At 71.3% G+C, this 25,467-nt stretch carries 19 protein-coding genes and 1 pseudogene; 10 read left to right on the top strand and 10 right to left on the bottom strand.

Annotation, left to right across the window (positions count from 1 at the left end; translation table 11 throughout):
* Positions 1–1,331: pseudogene (locus P3T37_RS33885) on the bottom strand (hypothetical protein); the annotation flags it as partial.
* A 175-nt stretch (positions 1,332–1,506) separates the two neighbouring features.
* On the opposite strand from P3T37_RS33885, the gene P3T37_RS33880 reads away from it, so the two are divergent.
* Positions 1,507–4,137 (top strand): right-handed parallel beta-helix repeat-containing protein, encoded by a 2,631-nt coding sequence (locus P3T37_RS33880; protein WP_280727783.1) that lies wholly within the window; start codon positions 1,507–1,509, stop codon positions 4,135–4,137.
* Between the two features lie 64 nt (positions 4,138–4,201).
* Here the strand turns inward: P3T37_RS33880 and P3T37_RS33875 are convergent, their stop codons facing one another.
* The 5 genes from P3T37_RS33875 to P3T37_RS33855 form a co-directional block, all read right to left on the bottom strand.
* A complete protein-coding gene (locus P3T37_RS33875) occupies positions 4,202–5,089 on the bottom strand; it encodes an LLM class flavin-dependent oxidoreductase (RefSeq protein ID WP_280727782.1) in 888 nt (295 codons plus the stop codon).
* A 279-nt stretch (positions 5,090–5,368) separates the two neighbouring features.
* A complete protein-coding gene (locus P3T37_RS33870) occupies positions 5,369–5,821 on the bottom strand; it encodes an SUKH-3 domain-containing protein (RefSeq protein ID WP_280727781.1) in 453 nt (150 codons plus the stop codon).
* A complete protein-coding gene (locus tag P3T37_RS33865) occupies positions 5,818–9,651 on the bottom strand; it encodes an RHS repeat-associated core domain-containing protein (protein ID WP_280727780.1) in 3,834 nt (1,277 codons plus the stop codon). The genes P3T37_RS33870 and P3T37_RS33865 overlap by 4 nt, the downstream gene beginning before the upstream one ends.
* Positions 9,648–10,376, bottom strand: a complete 729-nt coding sequence (locus P3T37_RS33860) for a WXG100 family type VII secretion target (protein WP_280727779.1) — start codon at positions 10,374–10,376, stop codon at positions 9,648–9,650. Before P3T37_RS33860 ends, P3T37_RS33865 begins: the two co-directional genes overlap by 4 nt.
* 104 nt (positions 10,377–10,480) lie before the next feature.
* The gene (locus P3T37_RS33855) at positions 10,481–11,548 is read right to left on the bottom strand and encodes a pentapeptide repeat-containing protein (protein WP_280727778.1); all 1,068 of its coding nucleotides are present in this window, start codon (positions 11,546–11,548) and stop codon (positions 10,481–10,483) included.
* A gap of 571 nt (positions 11,549–12,119) precedes the next feature.
* On the opposite strand from P3T37_RS33855, the gene P3T37_RS33850 reads away from it, so the two are divergent.
* The 8 genes from P3T37_RS33850 (at position 12,120) to P3T37_RS33815 (ending at position 19,269) form a co-directional block, all read left to right on the top strand.
* Complete coding sequence (locus tag P3T37_RS33850) at positions 12,120–13,007, top strand: hypothetical protein (protein ID WP_280727777.1); 888 nt, start codon at positions 12,120–12,122, stop codon at positions 13,005–13,007.
* 61 nt (positions 13,008–13,068) lie between these two features.
* A complete protein-coding gene (locus P3T37_RS33845; protein ID WP_280727776.1) occupies positions 13,069–13,839 on the top strand; it encodes a hypothetical protein in 771 nt (256 codons plus the stop codon).
* The gene (locus P3T37_RS33840; protein ID WP_280727775.1) at positions 13,836–14,654 is read left to right on the top strand and encodes a hypothetical protein; all 819 of its coding nucleotides are present in this window, start codon (positions 13,836–13,838) and stop codon (positions 14,652–14,654) included. Before P3T37_RS33845 ends, P3T37_RS33840 begins: the two co-directional genes overlap by 4 nt.
* Complete coding sequence (locus P3T37_RS33835) at positions 14,651–15,565, top strand: hypothetical protein (protein ID WP_280727774.1); 915 nt, start codon at positions 14,651–14,653, stop codon at positions 15,563–15,565. Before P3T37_RS33840 ends, P3T37_RS33835 begins: the two co-directional genes overlap by 4 nt.
* 135 nt (positions 15,566–15,700) lie before the next feature.
* A complete protein-coding gene (locus P3T37_RS33830) occupies positions 15,701–16,675 on the top strand; it encodes an ABC transporter ATP-binding protein (RefSeq protein WP_280727773.1) in 975 nt (324 codons plus the stop codon).
* On the top strand, positions 16,659–17,582 hold the full coding sequence (locus tag P3T37_RS33825) for an ABC transporter permease subunit (RefSeq protein ID WP_280727772.1): 924 nt from the start codon (positions 16,659–16,661) through the stop codon (positions 17,580–17,582). Before P3T37_RS33830 ends, P3T37_RS33825 begins: the two co-directional genes overlap by 17 nt.
* A gap of 9 nt (positions 17,583–17,591) precedes the next feature.
* Entirely contained in the window at positions 17,592–18,509 is a 918-nt protein-coding gene (locus tag P3T37_RS33820) for an ABC transporter ATP-binding protein (RefSeq protein WP_280727771.1), read from the top strand.
* Positions 18,510–18,540: 31 nt separating this feature from the next.
* Positions 18,541–19,269 carry an ABC transporter permease subunit gene (locus tag P3T37_RS33815; RefSeq protein WP_280727786.1) on the top strand — a complete coding sequence of 243 codons (729 nt, stop codon included), beginning with the start codon at positions 18,541–18,543 and terminating at the stop codon, positions 19,267–19,269.
* 16 nt (positions 19,270–19,285) lie between these two features.
* Here P3T37_RS33815 and P3T37_RS33810 read toward each other — a convergent pair whose 3' ends face one another.
* Both P3T37_RS33810 and P3T37_RS33805 read right to left on the bottom strand, forming a co-directional pair.
* Positions 19,286–20,527 carry an MFS transporter gene (locus tag P3T37_RS33810; RefSeq protein WP_280727770.1) on the bottom strand — a complete coding sequence of 414 codons (1,242 nt, stop codon included), beginning with the start codon at positions 20,525–20,527 and terminating at the stop codon, positions 19,286–19,288.
* Between the two features lie 59 nt (positions 20,528–20,586).
* Positions 20,587–21,318, bottom strand: a complete 732-nt coding sequence (locus tag P3T37_RS33805; RefSeq protein WP_280727769.1) for a FadR/GntR family transcriptional regulator — start codon at positions 21,316–21,318, stop codon at positions 20,587–20,589.
* A 325-nt stretch (positions 21,319–21,643) separates the two neighbouring features.
* Here P3T37_RS33805 and P3T37_RS33800 point away from each other — a divergent pair, with 325 nt between their 5' ends.
* Entirely contained in the window at positions 21,644–23,320 is a 1,677-nt protein-coding gene (locus tag P3T37_RS33800) for an LCP family protein (protein WP_280727768.1), read from the top strand.
* Positions 23,321–23,375: 55 nt separating this feature from the next.
* Here the strand turns inward: P3T37_RS33800 and P3T37_RS33795 are convergent, their stop codons facing one another.
* Both P3T37_RS33795 and serS read right to left on the bottom strand, forming a co-directional pair.
* The gene (locus P3T37_RS33795) at positions 23,376–24,185 is read right to left on the bottom strand and encodes an HAD-IIB family hydrolase (protein WP_280727767.1); all 810 of its coding nucleotides are present in this window, start codon (positions 24,183–24,185) and stop codon (positions 23,376–23,378) included.
* Positions 24,182–25,456 carry a serine--tRNA ligase gene (gene serS, locus P3T37_RS33790; RefSeq protein WP_280727766.1) on the bottom strand — a complete coding sequence of 425 codons (1,275 nt, stop codon included), beginning with the start codon at positions 25,454–25,456 and terminating at the stop codon, positions 24,182–24,184. Before serS ends, P3T37_RS33795 begins: the two co-directional genes overlap by 4 nt.
* Positions 25,457–25,467 lie beyond the last annotated feature (11 nt).

The raw sequence follows: 25,467 nt of genomic DNA, 5'->3' as shown, positions 1-25,467 counted from the left end.
GTGCCGGCGAAGTTGTAGAAGTCGACCTTGCCGTCGGCTCCGACGGGGACGGTGACCAGGTTGGGGACGGTCTGTCCGGCGAGGAAGTTGAGGTTGGAGGCGGTGGGGACGTTCTTGCCGTCGGGGTAGACGGTCAGGAAGCCCTGGCTGCTGGTGTCGGTGACCGTCACGTTGAGGACGACGGCGGTGACGCCGCTGGCCGGAACACCCGAGTTGCCCGCGACCTGGAGGCCGATGCTCTTGCCGGTGCCGATCGCAGCCGCCTTGCCGCCGATCCCGGTGCCGTCGCGGGTGTCGAGGAGGCGGGTGGGGGCGTCCAGGGTGCGGAAGACGCCGCCGCTCTGGGGTGCGCCGGCGAGGTAGTAGCCGGCCAGGTCCGCGACGACGTCGGTGGTGCCGGCGAAGTTGTAGAAGTCGACCTTGCCGTCGGCTCCGACGGGGACGGTGACCAGGTTGGGGACGGTCTGTCCGGCGAGGAAGTTGAGGTTCGACGCGGTGGGGACGTCCTTGCCGTCGGGGTAGACGGTCAGGAAGCCCTGGCTGCTGGTGTTCGTGGCCGTGACGTTGAGGGTGACGGCGGTGACGCCGGTGGCGGGGACGCCGGCGATGCCCGCGACCTGGAGGCCGATGCTCTTGCCGGTGCCGATCGCGGCCGCCTTGCCGCCGGTGCCGGTGCCGTCGCGGGTGTCCAGGACGCGGGTGGGGCCGTCGGCGACGTAGGTGGCGGCGGCCTTGTCGAGGGTGTAGTAGCCGGCGAGGTCGGCGACGACGTCGGCGGTGCCGGCGAAGTTGGCGATGCCGATCAGGCCGTTGGTGCCGACGGGGACGGTGACCAGGTTCGCGACGGTCTGGCCGCCGGTGAAGTTCAGGTTCGACGTCCCGGGGACGGTGCCGCCGTACGGGTAGACCGTCAGGAACCCGTCGGAGGTGGGGTTGGTGACGGTCACGTTCAGCACGACGGCGGTCGGCGTGATCGACGGGTTGCCGGTGACCTGCGAGACGTCGAGCAGCAGCGGGTTACGGCCCACCGGCTTGGCGACGCCGTGCGTCCCGGTGCCGTCCCGGGTGTCGAGCAGCCGGGTCGGGCCGGCGGGCACGAACGCGCCCGACAGGTCCTGCTGTTCGGGCAGCGCGAGGTGCGGCTTGGCGGTGGCGGCCTTCGGCGCGGTGACCGCCTTCGGCGCGCTGACGGGCTTCGGCGCGCTCGGAGTCGGCGCCCCCGTCGCTGCCGTCGCGGCGGTGCTGCCCGAGGCCACCATCGCCATGGTCACCGCGGCGACCGCCACCCAGCGGCGCAGCCTCTGCTGTGGTCTCGACTGTCTGTCAGACATGTCTCTCTCCCCCAAGGACTTCTCCGGCCTTCGACCGGCCGGGCGTTGTCCGCGATCGCGGACCGGCCCATTGATAGCAGAGGCCGCGGACGCCGCGCTGCGCAGGCTGCCCGAAAGCTTGGAACAAGCATGACTCGCCCGTCCGTTCCCATCACTTCGGCCGCTGGAATACTGGGTGATCGCGCTCTCGGTGCTGCTGGCACCGCAGCTGAGCGCCTTTCATCTTGTTGGGGGAACAACCGCCATGCGCCTGGGCAACCTCGCAGGCCCGCTGGTCGCCGCCGTCACCGTGCTGGGAGTCGGCCTGCCGACCCTGCCGGCAGCGGCCGACGCGACCACCCTGTACGTGAACGACGACAGCCGCCTCTGCTCCACGTCCGGCCCGACCGCAGGAACGCAGGCCGATCCCTACTGCACCATCCAGCAGGCGGCCGACGTCGCCCAGCCGGGGCAGACCGTCCTGATCAGCCCCGGCAGCTACGAGGAGAATGTCCAGGTCACCCACTCCGGGAGTCCCGGGCAGCCGATCGTCTTCACCGCAGCGCCCGGGACCAGCGCGAACGGCGTGTCGGGAGTGGTGATCACCGATGACGGGTCGGCGCATGACGAAGCCCAAAACGCGGGCTTCTTCCTGACGGGCGTTCACGACGTGAGCATCACCGGCCTGACCTTCCACGACCTGCTGGCCTCCGCCGTCACGATCTCCACCTCGACGCGGGTCAGCATCGACCAGAACCACCTGGACCACACCGGTACGTTCGACGTGGGCTGGCCCGGCGTCTATGTGAACGGCGGCAACTCGGCCGTGACCGTGAGCCGCAACTGGTTCAACGGTGTCGGCCACAGTGGGATCGTCGTCAGCCCGGGCGACCAGGGCACCGACATCACCGAGAACGAGATGTTCCAGACCGGGGGACCCGGCGTCTACGTCGCCTCGACTCAGGGCACGCTGATCACCAACAACACGATCGGCTACAGCTCCGGCGAGAGCATCGCGGTGGCTGGGGCCTCGACCGGAACGGTGATCGAGAACAACGTCACCTACGGCGTCGCCCAGGGCGGCGACGAGATCCAGCTGGCGGCTCTGTCGGCACCGACCACGACCTACGACTACAACCTGGTCGACGCCTCCGCAGGCGCCACGGCGTACAAGTGGGGCAAAACCGCCTACGCCACCGCCGCCGACCTGCACGGCGCGACCGGTGCGGCGGCCCACGACCTCAACACCGACCCGAAGCTGAGCGGCCCGGACGGCACCGGTGCACCGGGCCCCGGCTCCCCCGTGATCGACTCGGCGGACGCCAACGCCCCCGGTCTGCTCGCCACCGACATTCTCGGACGCAAGCCGGTCGACGACCCGAACGTGCCCAACACGGGTACCGGTGACGGCACCCGGGACCGCGGCGCGTTCGACTTGCAGTCGTTCTACCCGAAGACCCTCGCTCTGAGCACCGCCCAGGGGTCGGCTCCGCTGACGGTCACCGAGACCGTCGGCCTCTGGACGATGTGGCCGGAGCCGCTCACCTACACGGTCGACTTCCACGACGGCAGTGCGCCGGTCTCCAGCAGCACGCCGACCATCCAGCACGTCTACACCGACGCCGGCTACTACACCCCGACGGTCACGGTGAGCGATCCGAGCGGCTACACCCGCGTGCTCCCCGCGGGGCCCGCCGGCAACGAGGTGCACGTCCAGTACGGGCTCGCCGGCTTCACCCAGCTCGCCCCCACGCGTGTCCTGGACACCCGCGACAGCGCGACCGGTCGCTCCTGGAACTTCGGCTCCCACTTCGCGGGCTACGGCGAGAAGGTACTCAAGCTCGGCGGAGCCGGTGCCGCGATTCCGCGGGGTACCACCGCGGTCGTCCTCAACCTCACGGTGGTGAACCCCGCCACCGAGGGCTACCTCGCGGCCAAGCCCGACGACCTCCTCCCGCCAACCAGTTCCAACCTGAACTTCACCGCGGGCCAGACTGTCCCCAACCTCGTCACCGCGCCGGTCGACCAGGACGGCTCGGTCTACCTGTGGACCAACACCGACAACTTCGACGTCGTCGCCGACCTCTTCGGCTACTACAGCCCGCAGAGCACCGGCCGGTTCACCGCGCAGACCCCCGTGCGGCTGCTGGACACCCGCTCCGACGCCGGCGGCCTCCCGATCGGCCCCGACAGCACGGTCTCCGTCCAGGTCGCCGGTCAGCACGGCGTCCCCACCGACGCCACCGCGGCCGTCCTCAACCTGACCGCCACCGCCCCCAGCACGGGCGGGTTCCTGACGGCCTTCCCCAGCGGCAGCGCCAAGCCCACCACCTCCAACCTGAACTTCCTGGCCGGCACCACGATCGCCAACCAGGTGATCGTCCCGATCGGCCCGGACGGCAAGGTGACGATCTACAACCACACCGGCGACACCCACGCGGTGCTCGACCTGTTCGGCTACTACGCCCCCGACGGCGCGGACCTCTACCACCCGCTCGACCCGACCCGCCTGCTCGACACCCGCGGCGGCCCCGGTATCGCCGCCGGCCAGTCCGTCAGCGTCGGCGTCTCGGGCTACGGCGGCGCCCCCGCCGACGCAGCCGTCCTGAACGTCACCACGACCGAGTCCGACACCCCGGGCTACTTCACCCTCTACCCCCATGGCATCGCCGTACCGGGCACCAGCAACCTCAACTTCACCGCCGGCGAGACGATCCCCAACCAGGTCACCGTCCCCGTCGGCCAGAACAGCGAGGTCGACCTCTACAGCTTCGCCGGCCACAGCCAGGCAGTCGTCGACCTCTACGGCTACTTCGCCAAGTCGTAGCGCTCACCCCCGTCAAGCAGCAGCCCGGTCGAGTCCACTCGACCGGGCTGCGTCGCTGTGGGCCTCAACCCAGTTGGGCCAGGCCCTCGGTGGCGATCCGCTCGAAGACCGCGAGGTCGTTCTCGAAGATCGAGTCGGGCACCGGCCAGTGGATCACCAGCTCGGTGATGCCCAACTCCCGGTAGGTGCCGGCCCAGTGGACGAAGGCGTCCAGCGAGGCGAGCGGCCGCTCGGCCGTCGAGCCCTGCAGGAGCATCTTCTCCAGCTCGTTCACGTCCCGGCCCTGCGCCTCGCAGGCGGCGGTGAGCTTGGCCAACTGTCCGGCGATCACCGCCGGCGCCTGCTCGACCGGCACGTCCGCCGGACCGCGCGCATCCCCGTACGTCACCCAGCCCTGCCCGTACTCGGCCGCCAGCCGCAGCCCGCGCGGGCCGGTGGCCGCGACGTAGAACGGCACCCTCGGCCGCTGCACGCAGCCGGGGATGTTCCGCGCCTCGACGGCCGAGTAGTAGCGGCCCTCGTCGGTCGTGGCGTCCTCGGTCAGCAGCCTGTCCAGCAGCGGCAGGAACTCCCCGAACCGGTCCGCCCGCTCCTTCGGCGTCCACGCCTCCTGCCCCTGCACGGTCGCGTCGAACCCGTCCCCGCCGGCCCCGATCCCCACCGTCAGCCGACCGCCGGAGATGTCGTCGAGCGAGAGCAGCTCCTTGGCCAGCGTCACCGGATGGCGGAAGTTCGGCGAGGTGACGAGCGTGCCCAGCCGGATCCGCTCGGTCACCGTCGCGGCCGCGGTCAGCGTCGGCAACGCCCCGAACCAGGCTTCCTCCCGGAAGGACCGCCAGGAGAGGTGGTCATACGTGTACGCGGCATGGAACCCGAGCTCCTCGGCCCGCTGCCACACCTTCTGTCCCTCGGCCCACCGGTGGATCGGCAGAATCACTGTGCTCAGACGCATACCCCCGACCCTACGCGTGCGCCGCGTGAGTGACCGCTTCGAGACGGTGGTGCTGGACCCCCAGGGCCGTTTGCGCGAAACCGATCTCGGCACCGGTGAACAGACGCGACGAGCCGGAACCGGAATTCGTCCTCGGGAGCGAACAGGGCGTTGCAGACCGTTGGCCGTGAGGGTGAAGCTTCTGCGAGGGGCCTGCGGATCGCCGTACGCGAGCGCGATGCGCCGCGTGACATGGCTGTTCACCTATCGCGGCCCTACGTGTCCTGCCGGCCTTCCGGTTCAGAAGAACGTCTTGTCCCAGTCGCCCGTGACAATGGAGCGGACCGCATTCTCGAAGCCATGTGCCACCCGCTGGATCCCGGCGTCTCCGCCGAGCAGGATGTCCCCGTTCTCGGCCAGCAGCAGGACCTCGTCGGTGGAGAACGCGGCACCGATCGGGAGGACCGGCTGGCCGATCCGCTTGGCGTAGTGGCGCACGTTCCTGGTGGGCGCGTCGAGCGCTTTCTCGACCGCGGTCGAGACCTCCTCCTCCCAGTCCCTGAACCGCCAGGCAACGGTGAGCTCGGCGTAGTTCGCCAGAAACTCGCGCAGCTGGGCGGTGACCTCGTAGCCTTCCTCGACGTACTGCCGGCAGGCGTCCTCGACGTCCAGCGGGCCGACCTCGAAGCGAGTCGCTCCGATGAGCGTGGCGCGCAGCTCTTCAAGGACCGGGCGTCCGGCGGTGTCGCTCATCCCGTCAGCACCTCTCCCCCGAAGCCGGGTACCCATGTCTGGCAGTTCGAGCACATCTTGAACTTCTTCCCCTTCGGGTTCACGGTCACCACGTCGATGTTCTTCGGATCCGCGCCGTCCTTGATCGCGTTGGTGAACATCCTCGGCTCACCGCAGCAGCCGGGTGGCCGGCCTGACGGGTGGTGCGATTCCGTCGGCATGGCGTCGGCCACGGTCTTGTCATGGCCGGTTGCCGCGCCGCTTTCCCCGTAGTAGATCCTACCGGTGGTGCGGTCCTTGCCCACCGAGTAGGCGCCGGGGATCGGATCGTCGTCACCGAGGTCCCCCGCGACCTTGTCGACCCGCTGCTTCCCGAGGTTCATGAGCTCCTTCCTGAGCTCATCGTTCGGGTCCGGCGCGAGACCCAGCGGGTCCGCCCAGGTGTACGGGTTGTGGACGTAGGTGTCGGGGTTGGGGTCCGGGGCGAGGCCCAACGGGTCAGGAGTGGTGTAGCGGGCGGTCTCGGGGTCGTAGTACCGGTTCAGGTTGTAGTGCAGGCGGGTCTCGGGGTCGAAGTACTGGCCGGGGAAGCGCAACGGGGTGTAGGTGGTGCTCGCGGCAGGCCAGGTGGTGTGGCCCCACACGGTCCGGGTGGCGCGCCAGGCGATGGTGCCGGCGGCGGCGTCCACGAGTTCGGTGGGGGTGCCGACCAGGTCGGTGACGATGGCGAAGAACCGGCGGTCGATCTGCTCCTGCGGGGCGTCGGCCGTCCCAGGAGTGGTGATGGTCTCGGTCTGGGCCAGGGGGTGGAGCCCTCGGTAGTCCCAGCTGAGGGTGTGCGGACCGGGCAGGTAGGGGGCGTGGGTGGTCTGTTCCGCCAGGGTCGCGCCGTCCCAGGTGAAGTCGGTCTGCTCGACTACCGTGATCCCGTCCTCGGCCAGGCGCTGCTTGGCGATGCGCCGACCGAAGGGGTCGTACCGATAACGCCAGCGGGTGCCGTCGGGCGTGCTGACCTCCCTGAGGCGGTCCTCGGCGTCCCAGGTGTAGCGCCAGGTGTCCGGCTTGCGGGACAGTCTGGTGACCTGGCGGAGAACGGTGCGGCCGGCGGCGTCGTACTCGTAGCGGACCCGGCCGGCGGTGGTGAGCTCGGTGCCGGTGTGGGTGCGGGTGCCGAGCGCGGCACTGGTGGCGCCAGAGGCGGGCCAGTCGGCGTCGGTGAGGTTGCCGGCCGGGTCGTAGGCGTAGCGCTCACTCCAGCCGGCGGCCTGCACGGCCGTGACCCGGCCGGCGGTATCCAGCTCGAAGGCACGAGGACCGCTGACCTGGTCCTCGACTCCCAGGAGGGCGCCGTCGGCACGGTAGGCGTAGTCGCGACGCTGCAGCACCGACTCGTCGGTCCGAAGGATCTGGCTGGTCAGCCGGTGTTCAGTGCTCCAGGTGCTGGCCAGCGTGAGCTGTCCGTCGATGCTGCGTTCGGCTTCGTGCCCGGCCGCGTCGTAGGCGAAGTCGAGACGGCCGCCCGAGGTGGTCAGGGAGCTGCGCCGGCCTGCCTCGTCGTAGGTCCAGAGACTGGTGTGGCCCGTGGGTGTGGTGTAGCCGATGCGGCGGCCGAGCTTGTCCCGGGTGTAGCTGAGGCTGCGTCCGTTGACGTTCTCGGCCAGCAGGTTGCCCAGCGGGTCGACGATCCGGTGCAGCTCGGCGTCGGGGCTGATGGCCTGGAGCAGGTGTCCGGCGGCGTCGTATCCGTAGCGGGTGACCTCGCCTGCCACGTTCTTCGCCACCACTCGGCCGAGCAGGTCGTAGTCGTACTCGATCCGCTGGCCCAGCGGGTTGGTCCGCGCGACGATCTGTCCGGCGGCGTCCAGTTGGTAGCCGACGCTTCGGCCGTGGAAGTCGGTCTCGCGGACCAGGTTGCCGGCCGCGTCGTACGTGTAACTCCAGCTCTGGTCCAGGGCGTTGGTGACGGCTGTGAGCCGCATGTCGGCGTCGTAGCTGAAGCTGAGCCGGCTGCCGTCGGGTGCGGTGCGGGCGGCCAGGGTCTCGAACGGCGTGTACTCGAAGGTACTGACCTGGCCGGCCTGGTCGGTGTGGACGAGAAGGTTGCCCTCGTCGTCATAGCTCCAGGTCTCGATGGTCCCGTCCGGGGCCGTGAACGAGGCCAGCCGACCCTCGGTGGTCCAGGTCACCCGGGTGACCGCCCCCAGTTGGTCGGTGACCGCGATGACTCGGCCGAAGGCGTCGCGCCGGTAGCTGCTGGTGGCGCCGCCGGGGGCGGTGACCTCGACGGGGAGCCCGGCAGCGTTGCACCGGACCGAGGTGCACTGGCCCACGGCGTCGGTCACCGACGCCAGGTGCCCGGACTCGTCGTAGCCGTAGCGCGTGACGCCACCGGTCGGGTCGGTCACCGAGGTACGGCGACCGGCTTCGTCGTACGTCTGGTGCCAGATCCGGCCGCCCGGTCTGGTGAGCAGGGTGGGCTGACTCAGCGCGCCGTCGTAGGCCGCTGTGGACTGTTCGCCGTCGGGGCGGGTGACGGCGACCAGGTCGCCGGCACCGTCGTAGGCGAACCGGGTGGTGCGGCCGAGCGGGTCGGTGCGGGAGAGCAGCCGGTCGTAGTCGTCCCGCTCGAAGAGCGTGGTGTTCCCCAGCGGATCGGTCTGGGAGACGACCTGGGCATGCTCGTTCACGTGGTAGACGGTGGCATGGCCGAAGGCGTTGATCTCGGAGTGGACCTTGAGGCCGGTGTCCGGATCGGGGTCGCCGTACTCGAACCGGAAGTTGAGCGAGCCGTCGGTTCCGCCCTCCTCGACGACCCGGTCGAACTGGTCGTAGCGGTAGCGGTACTGGGTGCCGTTCCGATCGGTCCAGGCCACCACCCTGCCCTGGGTGTCGTTGGCGAACCGCAGGGGCTTACCGGAGGAGTTGTAGACCGAGGTGAGGTGCCCGTCGGTGTAGCCGTACCTGGTCAGCAGAGCGTCACGGCCGTCCTCACCCGCACCGGCCAGGCGCAGGGCGGTGATCCGGCCGCCGTCGACCGTGACCAGCAGCCGGTAGCCGCCGGAATGGGTCATGCTCACCGGAGTGCCGTCGGCGTCGTACTCGAACTCGACGCGGTGGCCGGAGCGGTCGCGCAGCCCGGTCAGCAGCGCCTCATGACCACCCGGGACGACGCTGAACTCCCGCACCAGGCCGGTGCCGGGATCCGTCAGTCGGTAGTCGCCGGTCTCTGCGGCTGTCGAGAGACTCCATCGCGCGCCGGCACCGGCCTGCACGGGCTCGTCCGGAGCCGGGTGCGGATAGGCCTGGACCATCCGATCCGCGCCGAGGTAGACCACGCCCTCGGCATCGATCTCCAGCCGCTCGTCGAAGGTGCACACCCAGCGCGGACCCATCCAGCGCCCGGCCCGGTAGCCGGACTCGAACGACCTGTTGAACAGCAGGGCCAAGGCACCTGGGAGGTACGCGTCCGTCTGCTCGATGAACATCCGGCCGGTTGCCATGTCGACGGGCTCGCCGCCTTCGCAGACGGAGTCCTTCGGCCGGCCGGCCTCGCGCTGGTTCCCTGCCTGCTGGCGGCCCGAACCGGGCTCGCCCTTGCCGCCGCCTCGGCCACCCCCGCCCTCGCTGGGCAGGTGGGGCTCGTGCGGTTCGTCGTGCTTGGCGTCCTGAAGGATCTTCTTCAGTGCCGCCTCGTGCTCGGCGTCGGTCTCGGCGGTCTGCTTCGCGACGCTCTTCAGCTTCGTGCCGGCGGAGTGGTAGAAGTCCTTAACCGTTTTACCCGCATCTTCGGCGAGTGACTTGCCGAGCTTCTTGGCGCCGTCCTCCAGCGCCTTGACGATCTGGTTGCTCATGTGAAGTCGACCCCCGCCAGCTTGCCGCGCAGCGTCTCGGCGTGGCCGGCCACTTCCTGGGCGTGTCCGCTCATCGTCTCGGAGTGGCCTTCCAGTGCGGCCGGGTTGATTTTGAAGCTCGTGCCCCCGGCCCCGGCGCTGCCCGAGACGCCCAGGATCCCTGCCATCGCCGAGAACGCCAGTCCGTTGACGGCCTTGGCCACCACCGCCACCAGCGGCGTGATCGCCGCCTCGATCACCTGGCCGATGATGTACTGCTCCAGCTGCTGTTCCAGGTAGTCGGTGACCTGCTCCGCGCCTTCGACGATCAGGGCCATGCCGGCCTCGGCGAGGCCGAAGGTGGCCACCGCCGCTGCCTGGTCGGCGGCGAACGTGACGGCCAGCGCTATGAGTTCGCCGATCGCCTGCATCTTCATCGTCACGATCACCCCGGCCGCCGCGTCCAGTGCGGTCGCCACCGTGTGGCAGGCGTTGACCAGGTCGGTCATGTGACTCGACGACAGGTGCGCCCAGTTCGACACCAGCGCCTCGTAGGAGGAGCCCTGGTAGTCGGCGGCCATCGCGTTGACCGTGCCGGTCGCCTTCTGGTGCGTCCCGTCCACGTTGTCCGCGAACTCGCGGATGTGCGTGGCCAGTTCGCGGACCTTGTCCTCGTTCACGTTCGGCCAGTTCACCCCGATGAACTGGAGCATCGTCACCACTTCGCCAGGCAGCTCGATCGCCATGACTTCCCCCGTACGGTCATATGTGCAACGCCGACCGTAACGCATCACGCATCACACCGACCGAGGGGCCGTCAGTTCCACCGCGGCCCTCGCCCCGCCGCCATTCATTCGCTCGGCGCGACATACGCCCCGGCGGTGGTCGCGGTTCGCCATTGCTGCTCGGTCACCCGGCACGAGAGCAGTGTCGCCTGGGAGAAATCGGCACCGTTCAGGTCGGCCCCCTCGAAATCGCAGCCCTGCAGCACGGCTCCGCGGAGGTTGGCATTGCGCAGGAGGGCGCCTCGGAACGAGATGCGGCCACGGCAGTGGGACAGGTCCGCCCCGCAGAGGTCGGCACGGTCGAAGCCGGCGTCGAGAAGGTGTGCGCCGGCCAGATCGGCGCAGGCCAGGACAGCGGCCACGGCCGTGGCGCCGTCGAGAAGTGCTCCGCTGAGGTTCGCCCCGGTGAGGTCGACGCCGTCCAGTGGTGCGCCGCGCAGGTCCCGGCCGCCTGGCGCCGGCCGGTCGCCGTGCTCCTGAACGAACGGCGGTTCCGTCGCGGTCGGCTCCGGCTCCGGCTCCGGCTGCGAACGCTGTCCGGCGCGGGCCGACGCCAGCATCGCCTCGAGAGCGCGGCGGCCCTCGGGAGCGGACCATCGGGCGCGAAAGACTTTCCGCACGGCCGGCGGGAAGTCGAAGCCGTGCAGCACCTGCGGGAGGGCTTCCGGCACCATCTCGCTCGGGCCAGGTCCTTCGGATCCGCGGTCGTCCAGCCGGGCACCCGACAGGTTCGCCCCTGTCAGGTCCGCGGTCGTCAGGGCGGCGCCCAGCAGGTTCGCACCGGTCAGGTCCGCACGCATCAGCTTGGCCTGCCGGAAGTCGCTCGCCCGCAGCATGGCACCGACGAGCTTCGCCCCGTCGAAGCGGCACTCGGCGAAACCGGCCTTCCCGGCAGCGCCGGAGAGGTCGGCTCGACGTAGGTCCGATCCCGTGAAGTCGGTCTCGTCCAGTTGGGCGTCGCGCAGGTCGGCGCCGGCCAGCACGGCTGACCGCACCGAGGCCCCGTAGAGGTCCGCCGAGCGCAGGTCGGCGCCGTGCAGATCCGCCCCGTCGAGCGGGGCGCCGCGCAGGTCGCGGCAACCCGGTTCCGGCTCCTCCCGAAAGGTCTCGTCGGCGTAGGGCAGTTCGGCCACCGCGTCGGCCCACCGGCCGCCGGACGGAGCGGTGGCGGCCACCGCTGCCAGCGCCGCCTCACCCTGGGGGGTCAGCCAGCGAGCGCGCAGCTGCTCCAACGAAGCCAGTGGAGCGAACACCCCGTACAGGCCCGGAACGCCGTCCTCACCCGTCATGTTCGTCCTCTCCCGCGCCCGCGGTTCACGCTCCTGGCGGCCACTCATGATACGGAGGCGTCGTTCCGTGTCCGATCCCGTGCAGGAAGCTGCTGAGGCGCCCGGCTTGGCCGTTGGCGGCTCTCACGTATCCGGAGAGCATGCTCCGGTCCTCCTCGCTGAGGTCTCCACCCTTGATCAGTTGCGAGGAGCGGGAGTTGTGGCCGTGCCGGCCGCCGGGTCGGTTGCGGTTCGATTACGTCGTGTCCGATTGGTGAAGCAATGGGGGAGTCGAGTGGATTGCCGCCTTGTTGGCGAGAGCGGGGATCTCTCATAATTCCAGGTGACTGGTACTACGGCCGATTTCCGAGCGGCGGCCGGGCCGCTTCCGCCGTGCCGGTGGGGAGCACCGCTCTTCACTCCTGGGGGGAGTCCCTTGTCCGCGCCCGACCCTGCCGGCGATCCCACGCCGGTGCCCGAGCCGTCCGTGCCCGAGCCGTCCGTTCCCGACCCGCTCCCTGCCCTGCCCGCTGCCCTGCCCGCTGACGCGCCCGTCGAGGCGCCCGCCGCGCGTCGGCTGCCGCGGGCGGCGGTGGTCGCGCTGGCCACCGCCGGACTGCTGGCCGTCACCGCGGGCAGCGCGGCCGTCACCGTCCTGGTCGGCAGGCCGGACCACCGCAGCACGGTCGCCGCGACGGCCCCGGCCGCTCCCGGCGCGAGCGCGAGCGCGTCCCCGACCGCCGGACCCGCGGCGAGTGCGGCGCCGGTGCCGCTCCCCTCCCAATCGCTCGTCCCGTCGCCCAGCAGCACGCTGCACGGCACGCTCAGCGGCAGCACCCACGGCGGCGACCTGCGCTACTTCCTGGTTCCGATCCCCGACGGCGGCGAGTCCTACGGTCCTGCCGACGGCGCCGCGCTGACCACCGACGACCTGGCCAAGGAGTACGACAGCTCCACGGACATCAAGAGCGTCCTGAACTCCTACGGCTACCAGGAGAGCGTCTACCGCAAGTACCGCACGGCCGACGGCTCGATGGAGGTCTCGGCGCGGCTGATGCGCTTCTCCTCGGCCTCCAGCGCCCGGCAGTTCGCCGCCAACGCCAGCTTCTCCACGGGCGACAGCTTCGACCTGGACGGCGACAGCGGCGGCCGCGGCTTCCTCTTCAAGCCCGACCAGCAGGCGTTCCCGGGCCACTTGATCGGCGTCTCCGCGGTCGGCGACGTCGAGTACGAGGTGAGCGTCGACGTGAAGGGCGACCCGGACAAGGCGCTGCTCACGGACGCGATGAAGCGTCAGCGCGATCGGCTGTCCAGTGCCGGTTGAGCCCACGGCCGTTGAAGGCCCGCCCCCGCCACCCTCATCTTCTTCTGTGCTGGAGCCCTCCGTGAGCACCGACTTCGCGCCGGACACTGCCCCGGACAGCGCGCCGGACACCGCGCCCGCGCCGACCACCCGCGGTCGCCGCCCCCGCACCGCGCTCCTGCTGGTCGGCGCGCTGCTGCTCGGCCCGGTGATCGGGGGCGGCGTCGGCTACGCGGTCCAGGCCGGCCGTCCGCCGACCCCGCTGCCCCCGCTCCAACTCACCGTCCTGCCGCACTACCCGAGCACCGTCCTGGACGACCGGGCCGCGGCCGACGCGGCCCCCAAGCCGCTCGCCATCGACGGCGACCTGCGCAAGCTGCTGATCGGCAAGCCCGCCGACGCCCAGGACTGGGACGACTTCGGGTTCGCGGACGGCGACGGCTGGGAGTCCGCCGCCAACCTGGCCCGCAGCATGGGCAACTCGGCGCAGCGGTTCCACCTGATACTGGCCGAGGGGTTCCGGCGCACCGCCGCCACGTCCTGGCAGAAGGGCGACGTCAAGTACCTGGTCCAGCTGACCCAGTACGACGCGGACCACGCGGCCACGGCGATCACCGACGTGGCCGGTCGGGGCGTCACCGTGCCGCGCCCGTTCGCCAACGGCATGGAGGGCGGCTACGGCGCGGACGACACGCCCCTGACCTACAGCGACACCACCGAGCAGTACTACTACGCGCTCGCCCGAGCGCGCCGGGGCAACGTCCTGATCAGCGTCGAGGAGTTCTCCTCGACCAAGCTCGGCCCGGACGAGGTCAAGGACCTCGCGCAGCGGCAGTGGGAGCAGTTGGCATGAGCGACGACCTCGACAACGACACCGCCCAGCAGACGGACGCCCCAGAGCAGTTGGCCCCAGCGCCGGTTCCGGCGCGCGGGCGCGGACTCGCGCTGCGCGTCTGCGCCGCAGTGGCCGCCGCCGCCCTCGCGGGGGTCGCCATCGGCGTCGGCATCATCAGGGTGAAGTACGACGACGCCCCACAGCCCGCGGCCGGCTCTGCCGCACAGGGCGTCGCGCCCGCCGCCGCGAAGCCGCACCCGTACGGCGCGCAGGCGAACGGCACCCACTTCGGCTCGCTGCGCGACCTGCTGCTCCCCGTCCCCGCGGGCTACCGGCTCGGCCCGGACGACGGTGCGGACGGCAACGACACCGAGCTGACGCCGGACCAGCTGGCCGCCGACCTCGACGACAGTGTCAAGGACCTGCCCAAGACCGAGCGGGACAAGGCCAAGGCCGTGCTGCAGGGGCTGAAGATGAAGGGGAAGGGCGTCCGCACCTTCCGCTCGGAGACCGGCGACATGGCGCTCTACCTGCGGCTCAGCCAGTTCAACCAGAAGTCGGTGGAGGCGGAGAGCGCCTTCGAGGGCGCGCTGGGCTCGCAGTCGGGCCTGTTCCGGCTGGGGCCGGAGGTGCCGGGCCACCCGGAGGCGCACTGCTTCCTGCCGCCGGCCGATCCGGGGGAGCCCATCGACGAGCTGGACTGCACGGCCGCCGTCGGCGACCTGCTGGTCGAGCTGCACGTCGAGGGCGTCGCACCGCTGCCCAAGGCCGAGGCCGTGTCCCTCTTCCGTCAGCAGCTCGACCGGCTGGCCCTTCCCGGAGCGACCGTATGAGTGACCAGACCCCCACCACCGAGACCCCCACCACCGAGACCCCGGCAGCGGAGACCCCGGCAGCCGAGACCCCGACCACCGAGACCCCTACCGCCGCCCCCCGCCGCCCGCGCACCGCTACAGTCGCGCGCTGGGCCGCCGCCGTCCTGCTCCTCGCGGGCAGCGGAACGGCCGCCGCCTTCGCGGTGACCGCCCCCGCGCGCACCGACCTCCCGGGCCTGGCCACGCCGAACGACGGCCGCTACACGTTCGCGCCACTGACGCTGCCCCCGCTGCCGTCCGGCAGGTCGGCGCCCGCCGCCGACCCTCTGGAGCATCGCCACTACGCGGACCTGCGCCGACTGCTGCTGCCGCCGCCGAGGGGCGCGGTCACCCCGACGCTCCCCGTCGCCCCCTCGTCCTCCCCGTCCTCCGCCCCCGCGTCCTCCCCCTCCGCGTCCTCCGCCCCCGCCGCATCGCAGCCGACCGCCCACTGGGCCACCTGCGGCGACTTCACCAAGCTGGACGCCAACCCGGTCCTCCTCACGGTGATCGTCACCGAGAACGCCTGCCGCGCCGCCGCCACCCAGGTCTGGACGGCCGCGGACGGCACCCGCACCGAGCTGTGGCTGCAGAGCTTCGGTTCGGAGGAGGAAGCCGACCAGTACTTCACCGAACTCACCACCATGGGCTTGCCCAAGGCCGTCCCGCAGCCGATGGTGGCACCGGCCGACATGGCCCTCAGCAGCCTCTCGAACGCCTTCCCGCGGTCCAGCGGCCAGCGCGGCACCGGCGGCTCGCTGCCCATCGGCCGGTACGCCTACCTGAACGCGGGTGACGTGGTGGCGACCGTCCTGATGACCAACCCGGTCGGCGTCGCCGACCAGCCGTTCCAGCAGGTCGTCACCCTCCAGTCCGACCTCCTCAACTGAGACCGACCGACAAGGACTTGCCGGCCCGGGCCTTCCCCTAGGGGAAGGCCCGGCCCCCACTCATCCCCGAGGATGACCGACTCCTCGTCATCCCAGTTCATGCGGGCCGTTGTTCACACCCACTAGGTTCGAGCCGTGTCCATTTCGTCCCCAGTCATCAGAACCGATGGCCTCACCAAGCGGTTCCCCTCCGTCACCGCCCTGGATCAGCTCACCGTCGAGGTGCAGCCCGGCGTGGTGGGCCTGGTGGGGGCGAACGGTGCGGGCAAGTCCACGCTGATCAAGATCCTGCTCGGCCTGGCCCCGGCCACCTCCGGGACGGGCGAGGTGCTCGGTCTCGACATCGCCACCGAGGGCTCGGCGATCCGCGCGCTGGTCGGCTACATGCCCGAGCACGACTGCCTGCCACCGGACGTCTCCGCCACCGAGTTCGTGGTGCAGATGGCCCGGATGTCGGGGCTGCCGGCGGCCGCGGCCCGCGAGCGGACGGCCGACACGCTGCGGCACGTCGGCCTGTACGAGGAGCGCTACCGCCCGATGGGCGGCTACTCCACCGGCATGAAGCAGCGGGTGAAACTCGCCCAGGCGCTGGTCCACGACCCGCGCCTGGTCCTGCTGGACGAGCCGACCAACGGGCTCGACCCGGTCGGCCGCGACGACATGCTGGCGCTGATCCGCCGGGTGCACAGCGACTTCGGCATCTCGGTGCTGGTCACCACCCACCTGCTCGGCGAGCTGGAGCGGACCTGCGACCACCTGGTGGTGATCGACGGCGGCCGGCTGCTGCGCTCGTCCTCCACCGCGTCCTTCACCGAGGCCACCCAGCTGCTGGCCGTCGAGGTCACCGACCGGCCCGACGATCCGGAGTTCGACGCCGACGCGGCCGTCCAGGAGCGCCTCACCGCCGCCGGGCTGAGCGTCCGGGCGGACGGCGCGCGGATCCTGCTGGTGGACATCGCCGGTGAGGAGACCTACGACGTCATCCGCGACACCGTCGCCGACCTCGGGCTCGGGCTGGTCCGCCTGGAGCAGCGCCGGCACCGCGTCTCCGAGATCTTCACCCAGGAGCCCCAGGAGACCCAGGAGCCAGCCGATGCCCACGCCGTCTGACCGCCCCGCCGCCACCGCCCCCGGCACCGGCGTCATCCACGACATCGGCTACCGCAGCTACCAGGGCCCCCGGTTGGGCCGCTCGTACGCCACCCGGTCGCTCTTCGTCCAGGGGCTGCGCGGCGCCTTCGGCCTCGGCCGCTCCGGCCGGTCCAAGGTCCTGCCGATGCTGATCCTGGCGGCGATGGTGCTGCCCGCCGGCATGCTGGTGGCGCTGACGGTCTTCCAGCAGCGCGCCGACCTGCCGGTCGACTATCCGCAGTACCTCAGCAGCTTCGGTCTCTTCGTGGAGATCTTCCTGGCCGCCCAGGCGCCGGTGCTGCTCTCCCGCGACCTGCGCAACGGCACGATGCCGCTGTACTTCTCGCGCCCGATCACCCGCGCCGACTACGTCCGGGCCAAGGCCGCCGCGATGGTCGCGGCGCTGCTGATCGTGACGGTGCTCCCGCTGCTGGCGCTCTACGCCGGCGCGCTGCTGGCCGGCCTGGACTTCGTGCACAGCACCGAGCACCTCGGGTACGGGCTGCTCGCGGCGGTGCTGTACTCCGTCGTGCTGTCCGCGGTCGGGCTGCTGATCGCGGCGGGCACCCCGCGCCGGGGCTTCGGAGTGGCCGCGATCATGGGTTTCCTGGTGGTCAGCTCCGGTGTCGCGACCGTCCTGGAGGGTCTCAGCGACCGCTCCGGCGGCGGCTCCGCGTCCGGGTCCGCCGCCGACTGGGCCTACCTGATCTCGCCCGACGACCTGGTGGACCGCTTCGTCAACCACGTCTGCGGTCTGGTCCGGACGGTGCCGACGAGCATCGGTGACACGCCGGGGACGCTCGGGGCCCTGGTCTTCGGGCTGGAGATGCTCCTCATCGTGGCGGGTGCGTATGCCCTGCTGCTGCGCCGCTACCGGAAGATCTGAGAGGGCGTCATGGCCGTCATCACCATCGACAAGGTCTCCCGCTGGTTCGGCAACGTGGTCGCCGTCAACGACGTCTCGATGTCGATCGGCCCGGGCGTCACCGGCCTGCTCGGGCCCAACGGCGCGGGCAAGTCCACCCTGATCCACCTGATGAGCGGCTTCCTGTCCCCCTCGGCGGGCACGGTCACGCTGGACGGCGCGACGATCTGGCGCAACCAGGAGGTGTACCGGGAGATCGGGCTCGTCCCGGAGCGGGAGTCGATGTACGACTACCTGAGCGGCTGGGAGTTCGTCCTCGCCAACGCCGAGCTGCACGGCCTGCCCGACCCGGGCGCCGCCGCGAAGCGCGCGCTCGCGCTGGTCGAGATGGAGTACGCGCAGGAACGGCAGGCCGGGACGTACTCCAAGGGCATGAAGCAGCGCGTCAAGATGGCCTCCGCGCTGGTCCACGACCCGTCCGTGCTGCTGCTCGACGAGCCGTTCAACGGCATGGACCCGCGCCAGCGGATCCAGTTGATGGACCTGCTGCGCCGGTTCGGCGCCGAGGGCCGTACGGTGCTCTTCTCCTCGCACATCCTGGAGGAGGTCGAGCAACTGGCCCGGCACATCGAGGTCGTGGTGGCCGGCCGGCACGCCGCCTCGGGGGACTTCCACCGGATCCGCCGGCTGATGACGAACCGCCCGCACCGCTACCTGGTCCGCTCCAGCGACGACCGGCGGCTCGCCGCGGCGCTGATCGCGGACGCCTCCACCGCCGGGATCGAGCTCGACTGGCAGGAGCGGGCGCTGCGCGTCCAGGCGATCGACTTCCAGGGCTTCACCACCCTGCTGCCCAGGGTCGCGAAGGAGGCCGGGATCCGGATCCTCACCGTCTCCCCGGCGGACGAGTCGCTGGAGAGCGTCTTCTCCTACCTCGTCTCCTCCTGAACCCCCACCCCTGAAAGGACCCACCCCCTTGCTGCAATCCCCAGTGCAGGGCACCGTCGCCCGGCTGACCGTCCGAGGTCTGCTGGGCAGTCGGCGCGGCATCCTGCTGGCGGTCGTGCCGGTGCTGCTGCTGATGATGTCGGCGGTGGCGGCCGCGACGAGCGGCGACAAGCACGACCTGACCGTCACCATCCTCGGCCGGCTGGGCCTGGGCACCCTGGTCCCGCTGCTCGGCCTGGTGGTCGGCACCGGCGTGATCGCCACCGAGATCGACGACGGCTCGATCGTCTACCTGCTCGCCAAGCCGCTGCCGCGCTGGCGGATCGTCACCACCAAGCTCATCGTGGCGGTGCTCACCACCTGGCTGTTCTCCGCCGTGCCCACCCTGCTGGGCGGCCTGCTCCTGTACGGGACCAGGGACGGCCTGGCGTTCGCCCTCACCCTCGGCACGATGGTGGCCGGCGCCGCCTACAGCGCGCTCTTCCTGCTGCTCGGCGTGGCGTCCCGCAACGCGGTGGTGATCGGGCTGGGGTACGCGCTGATCTGGGAGAGCCTGATCGGCAACTTCGTCAAGGGCGCCAGGACGCTCAGCATCCAGCAGTGGGGCCTGTCGGTCGCCAAGGCGGTGGCCTCCAGCGGCTCGCTGACAGCGGACGTGGCGCTGGGCGCCGCGGTGCCGCTGCTGCTGGTGGTCACCGCGGCGGCCACCGTGCTCGCCTCGGTCAAGCTGGCCGGCCTGACGCTGGCCTCCGAGGACTGAGCCGAGGACTGAGTCCTTACAGCGTCCGGCCGCGTCCCGCGCCCCAGCCCGCGACGGCCGCGGCGCCCGCGAGCACCAGCAGCAGCGCCAGCGGCACCGTCCAACTGCCCGTCAGCTGGTGCAGCGCTCCCGCGCCCACCGGCCCGGCGGCGGCGATCAGATAGCCGACCGCCTGTGTCATGCCGCCCAGCTGCGCCGCCCCGGCCGCGCTGCCGGTCCGCAGCACGATGAAGGCCAGCGCCAGCCCGAGCGAGCCGCCCTGCGCCACGCCGAGCACGGTGGCCGACACCCAGGCGCCGGAGACCGGCGCGAGCAGCAGGACGCTGACCCCGACCGCGTTGAGGCCCGCCATCGCCACCGCGAGCCCGCGCTGACGGGTCATCCGGCCGGCGATCAGCGGCACCAGGAACGCGCCGGACACCTGCACCAGGTTGCTGTACGCGAAGACCAGGCCGGACTCGTCCCGGCTCATGCCGTGGTCGGCCAGGATCGTCGGCATCCAGGCGACCAGGGTGTAGACCATCAGCGAGGAGATGCCCATGAAGAGGCTGATCTGCCAGGCCAGCGGCGTCCGCCAGAGCCCCGCGATCGGCTTCGCCGCCGCCACGGGTGCGGCCGCCACAGGGCCCTGGGCCTTCTCCTGACGGGCGCGCAGCACCTGCGGCAGCCAGGCCACCGCCGCGATCAGCGCGAGCACCGACCATGCCCCCAGCGAGGCCCGCCAGCCACCGCCCAGCACGTGCTCCAGCGGCACCGAGGTGCCGGCCGCCAGCGTCGCGCCGACCAGCATGGTGGTCGAGTAGACCCCGGTCATCGCGGCGGCCTTGGCCGGGAACTCCCGCTTGACCAGCCCGGGCATCGAGACGTTCAGGACGGCGATCGCCACGCCGATCACCACGCAGCCCGCGTACAGCGACGCGACCGAGGGCAGCACCCGCAGCAGCACGCCGGCGCCGAGCACCAGCACCGCGCCCAGCACCACGCGCTCGGTCCCGAACCGGCGGGTCAGCCGCGGGGTGAGCGGCGCGCCCATGCCCTGGAACAGCACCGGCACGGTGGTGATCAGCCCGCTCGCGGTGGAGGAGAGGCCGAAGGTCCGCTGGATCTCCCCGACCATCGGCGAGATGGCCGCCAGGCAGGCCCGCATGTTCAGCGCGACCAGCAGGATCCCGGTGAGCAGCAGGGCGGGGTGCGCGAGCTTGGAGCGGACGGCGGAGACCGGCGTGAGCACCGGCTGCGGGGCACGGGTGATCGACAAGGTGGTGCACTTTCTGGGAAGGACAGCGGACTGACGGACGGCGACGGACGCGCCGTGCCTTACTTCCGGGCCGCGAACTCGGCGAGCAGCTGCTCGACGGCGGCCGTCGGCTCGGCCAGCAGGGCGCGACACGCGACCTCGGCCTGCTCCGGGTCACCGGCGGCGATGGCGTCGACCAGGGCCTGGTGGGTGGCCACGACCACCTCGGGCATCTCGTGGTCGCCGAAGGCCGTCCGCATGGACTCGCGGACGGAGGCGCTGAAGTAGCGGTAGACCTCGGTCAGTGCGGGGTTGTGCGCGGCCTCGACGACGGCGGTGTGGAACTCCAGGTCGTGCTCGACCGTGGCCTCCCGCCCGACCCGATCCGAGTGGGCGGCGATCACCTCGGCCTCCCGGGCGAGCGCGGCCCGCATCCGGTCGAGGTCCTCGGGGGTGTGCCGGACGGCGGCCAGCCGGGCGGCCTCGGCCTCCAGCGCGGCGCGGACCTCCAGGACGTCGCGGACGCCGGAGCGCTGCACGCCGCGCAGCACGGAGGCGGGGTCGCTGGTGCTGCGCACGAAGGTGCCCTCACCCTGCCGGGAGACCAGCATCCCGGCGTGCACCAGCACGCGGATCGCCTCCCGCACGGTGTTGCGCCCCACCTGGAGCCGCTCGGCGAGCTCGTGCTCGGTCGGGATCTGCTCCCCGACCGCCCAGGTCCCGGCCGCCAGCCGCTCGCGCAGTTGCTCGATCGTGAGGTCCACCAGGGACTGTCGCCCGGTGGCGCGCAGACTCTCGTTCCCGCTGGTCACCACGCCACCTCCGATCCGATCCCGACGGACTCCCGACTCGCTTGCCCGGTCATCCTACAACCAGTCGTCCTACAACCGCACCGCGGGGGCTCGCCAGGGGCGTGACGCTCAATTGCTTGCGCAATTAAGCGATTATCCAAAATCTCATTCCGGCACGAACGGCATCCTCGCCACCATCCCTTGATCGGCCGATCCGCTCGCACCACCACCGGCCCTGACCTGCCGATCTGTCCGTCAGTCCACTCGCGCCGTGACTTCGTGATCATGCCTTTATATGCTCCGTTGGAGCTCCATGTGGATCGTGCCGCCGGTGAAGGGTGTACGAATGTCAGGCCAGAGGGCGGGAGCGTCCGATCGCGGCGCGGGGTCGCGGCGCGAGGGCGCCTCGAACGGCGCGGTGCCCGGGCAGCGGGGTCCGGCCGACGGTCCGGCCGACAGTCCGACGGGCGGTCCGACGGGCGGTCGCGCTGAGGCTCGGCGGGCGCAGGGGCGCGGGCGCAAGAAGCAGCAGCGCAACACCAAGAAGATCGTCGCCTGGACGGCCGCCTCGGCGGTGGCCCTGGTCGCTGCCGGCGGCGGGGCGTTCTACTACAAGCTCAACGGCAACATCACGACCTTCGACAAGGCCGGCATCAGCAAGGACCGCCCGGCCGCAGCCACCGCCGATGCCAACGGCGACAAGCCGGTGAACGTCCTGCTGATCGGCTCCGACTCGCGCGGCAACGGCAACAACGACCTCGGTGGCGGCGGTGAACCCGGCGCCCGTTCGGACACCACGATCCTGCTGCACGTCTATGCGGACCACAAGCACGCGGTCGGCGTCTCGTTCCCGCGCGACTCGCTCGTGCCGATACCGCCCTGCCTGGTGAACGGCAAGTGGACCGCGAAGCAGTCCAGTGCCATGTTCAACTCGGCCTTCGCGATGGGCAATTCGGACAAGGGCAACCCCGCCTGCACGCAGAACACGGTGGAGAGCCTGACCGGGATGCGGGTCGACCACACCATGGTGGTGGACTTCAACGGCTTCGCCTCGATGACCAACGCGATCGGTGGCGTCCAGGTCTGCCTGCCGAACGCGGTCTACGAGGGCGACCTCGACCCCAACCTCGGCCACAAGGGCAAGCAGGTCTTCGCCAAGGGCCTCCAGCAGGTCTCCGGACAGTCCGCGCTGGACTACGTCCGGATCCGGCACGGCATCGGCGACAACTCGGACATCGGCCGGATGGCCCGTCAGCAGGCGTTCCTCTCCTCCATGATCAAGGACGTCAAGGGCAAGGGCATGGACCCGACCACCCTGCTGCCGCTGGCCGATGCCGCGACCAAGTCGCTCACCGTCGACCCGGACCTCAACTCGGCGGCGAAGCTGCTCTCCTTCGCGATGTCGATGAAGAGCATCGACCTGAAGAACATCAAGTTCATCACCACGCCCTGGCGCTACAACGGGAGTCGGGTGGACCTGGTCCACCCCGACGTCGAGAAGCTGTGGGGCGCGCTCAAGGCCGACCAGACGCTGGACGGCCAGGACGCCAGCGGCGGCCAGCAGGCCGACGCGCCGTCCGCCCCGCCGGCCGCGCCCTCCCCGCCCGCCCCCGCGGTGAACGGCGCCGGTGCCCGGGTCATGGTGCTCAACGGCACCACGACCAAGGGCCTGACCAGCACGGCCTCGGCCAAGCTCAAGGACGCCGGGTTCACGGTGACCGGCGCGGGCAACGCCCCCACCCAGACCCACGAGACCACGCTGATCCAGTACAGCGCGGCCTCGGCGCAGGCGGCCCAGTCGCTGGCCCAGCTCTTCCCCGGCGCGACCCTGGAGAAGAGCAGCTCGCCCGGGATCAGCCTGACCCTGGGCAGGGACTACGCGGCCACCGCCGGCGGCGCGTCCCCCGCGGCCGGAGCCGCCTCCCCGGGCACGGCTGGGGCCCCGGCCCCGCTGCCGACCAGCATCAGCGACGCGGGCCGCTCGGCCGCGGACGACCCCTGCAGCAACGTCTCCTACGGCTGAGCGCAGCGAAAGGGCCCGCTGCCAGTGCCGGCAGCGGGCCCTTCCCCATGTCACGTCAGCCGAAGAGGCGCTCCAGCACCACCGCGACGCCGTCCTCGTCGTTGCCGGCGGTGACCTCGTCCGCGACCGCGAGCAGCTCCGTGTGCGCGTTGGCCATCGCCACGCCGTACGCGGCCCAGTGGAACATCGGCAGGTCGTTGGGCATGTCGCCGAAGGCGATGGTGTCCGCCGCCCGCAGGCCCAGCCGGCGGGCCGCGATCGCCAGCCCGGTGGCCTTGGAGAGCCCCAGCGGCAGCAGCTCGACGATGCCGGGCCCGGCCACGGTGACCCCGACCAGCTGGCCGGCCAGCCGCGCCGCGGCCTCGCCCAGCTCGTCGTCCCCGTAGCCCGGGCACTGGATGTAGAGCTTGCTGATCGGCGCGACGATCAGGTCGGCGAAGGTCTCCACCGGGACCATCGGCAGGTCCCCGACCGCGCGGAACGACCTCATCGCGAGCACCGCGCCTTCCAGCCCGTCCTGGCTCGCCGCCACGGCGAGCGGGCCGAGCTCGGCCTCGATCTTGGCGATGGCCGTCGCGGCCAGCGTGCGGTCCAGCGTCATCGAGGTGAGCAGCTTGTGCGCCCCGGCGTCGTAGACCTGCGCGCCCTGCCCGCAGACCGCCAGACCGGTGTAGCCGATCTGGTCGAATATCGGCCGCGACCAGGCCGCCGAGCGGCCGGTGACCACGATGTGCACCGCACCGGCCGCCGTGGCGGCGGCCAGGGCGGCGCGGGTGCGGTCGGAGACCGTCGTCCCCGTGGAGGTCAGCAGGGTGCCGTCCAGGTCGGTCGCGACCAACCGGTAGGGCAGCTCCTGGACGGTCACTTGATCGGGTCCAGCGTGGTCCGGCCGCCGAGGTAGGGGCGCAGCGCCTCCGGGAGGACGACCGTGCCGTCCGCCTGCTGGTGGTTCTCCAGGATCGCCACGATGGTCCGCGGCACGGCGACCAGGGTGCCGTTCAGGGTGGCCAGCGGGCGGACCTTGCCCTCCTCGCGCATCCGGATGGAGAGCCGGCGGGACTGGTACTCGGTGGTGTTCGAGGTGGAGGTGACCTCGCGGTACTTGCCCTGGGTCGGGATCCAGGCCTCGATGTCGAACTTGCGTGCGGCCGAGGAACCGAGGTCGCCGGAGGCCACGTCGATCACCCGGTAGGGCAGCTCCAGGGCGTTCAGGAAGTCCTTCTCCCACTGGAGCAGGCGGCGGTGCTCGGCCTCCGCCTCCTCCGGGGTGGTGTAGACGAACATCTCGACCTTGTCGAACTGGTGCACCCGGATGATGCCGCGGGTGTCCTTGCCGTACGTCCCGGCCTCGCGGCGGAAGCAGGAGGAGAAGCCGGCGTAGCGCAGCGGCAGCTGGCCCGCCTCCAGGATCTCGTCCATGTGGTACGCCGCGAGCGGGACCTCGCTGGTGCCGACCAGGTAGCGGTCGTCCTGCTCCAGGAAGTAGACGTTCTCGGCGGCCTGGCCGAGGAAGCCGGTGCCGTCCATCGCGGCCGGCCGGACCAGGCTCGGCGTGATCATCGGGACGAAGCCGGCCGCGGTGGCCTGCGCCATCGCCATGTTGACCAGGGCCAGCTCCAGCAGGGCGCCCACGCCGGTCAGGTAGTAGGAGCGCGAGCCGGCCACCTTGGCGCCGCGCTCGGTGTCGATCGCGCCGAGGATCTGGCCCAGCTCGACGTGGTCCTTGGGCTCGAAGCCCTCGGCCGCGAAGTCGCGCGGGGTGCCGATCTCCTCCAGCGTGACGAAGTCCTCCTCGCCACCGACCGGAGCCGCCGGGTCGATCAGGTTGGCGAGCGAGCGGATCAGGCGCTCGGCCTCGTCCTTGGCCTCGTTCTGCTCGGCCTCGGCCGCCTTGACCTCGGCGGCCAGCACGCGGGTGCGGGCGAGCAGGGCGGCCTTCTCGTCGCCCTGGGCCTTGGGGACCAGCTTGCCGAGCGTCTTCTGCTCGTTGCGCAGCTCGTCGAAACGGGTGCCCGATGACCGGCGCCGTTCGTCGGCGGAGAGCAGGGCGTCGACCAGGTCGACGTCCTCGCCACGGGCGCGCTGCGAGGCGCGCACTCGGTCAGGGTCCTCACGAAGCAGGCGAAGGTCAATCACGGGCCACAGCC

The organism is Kitasatospora sp. MAA4, assembly GCF_029893355.1.
Classification (GTDB): Bacteria; Actinomycetota; Actinomycetes; order Streptomycetales; family Streptomycetaceae; genus Kitasatospora.
This window is presented reverse-complemented; position numbering and strand designations above follow the sequence as displayed.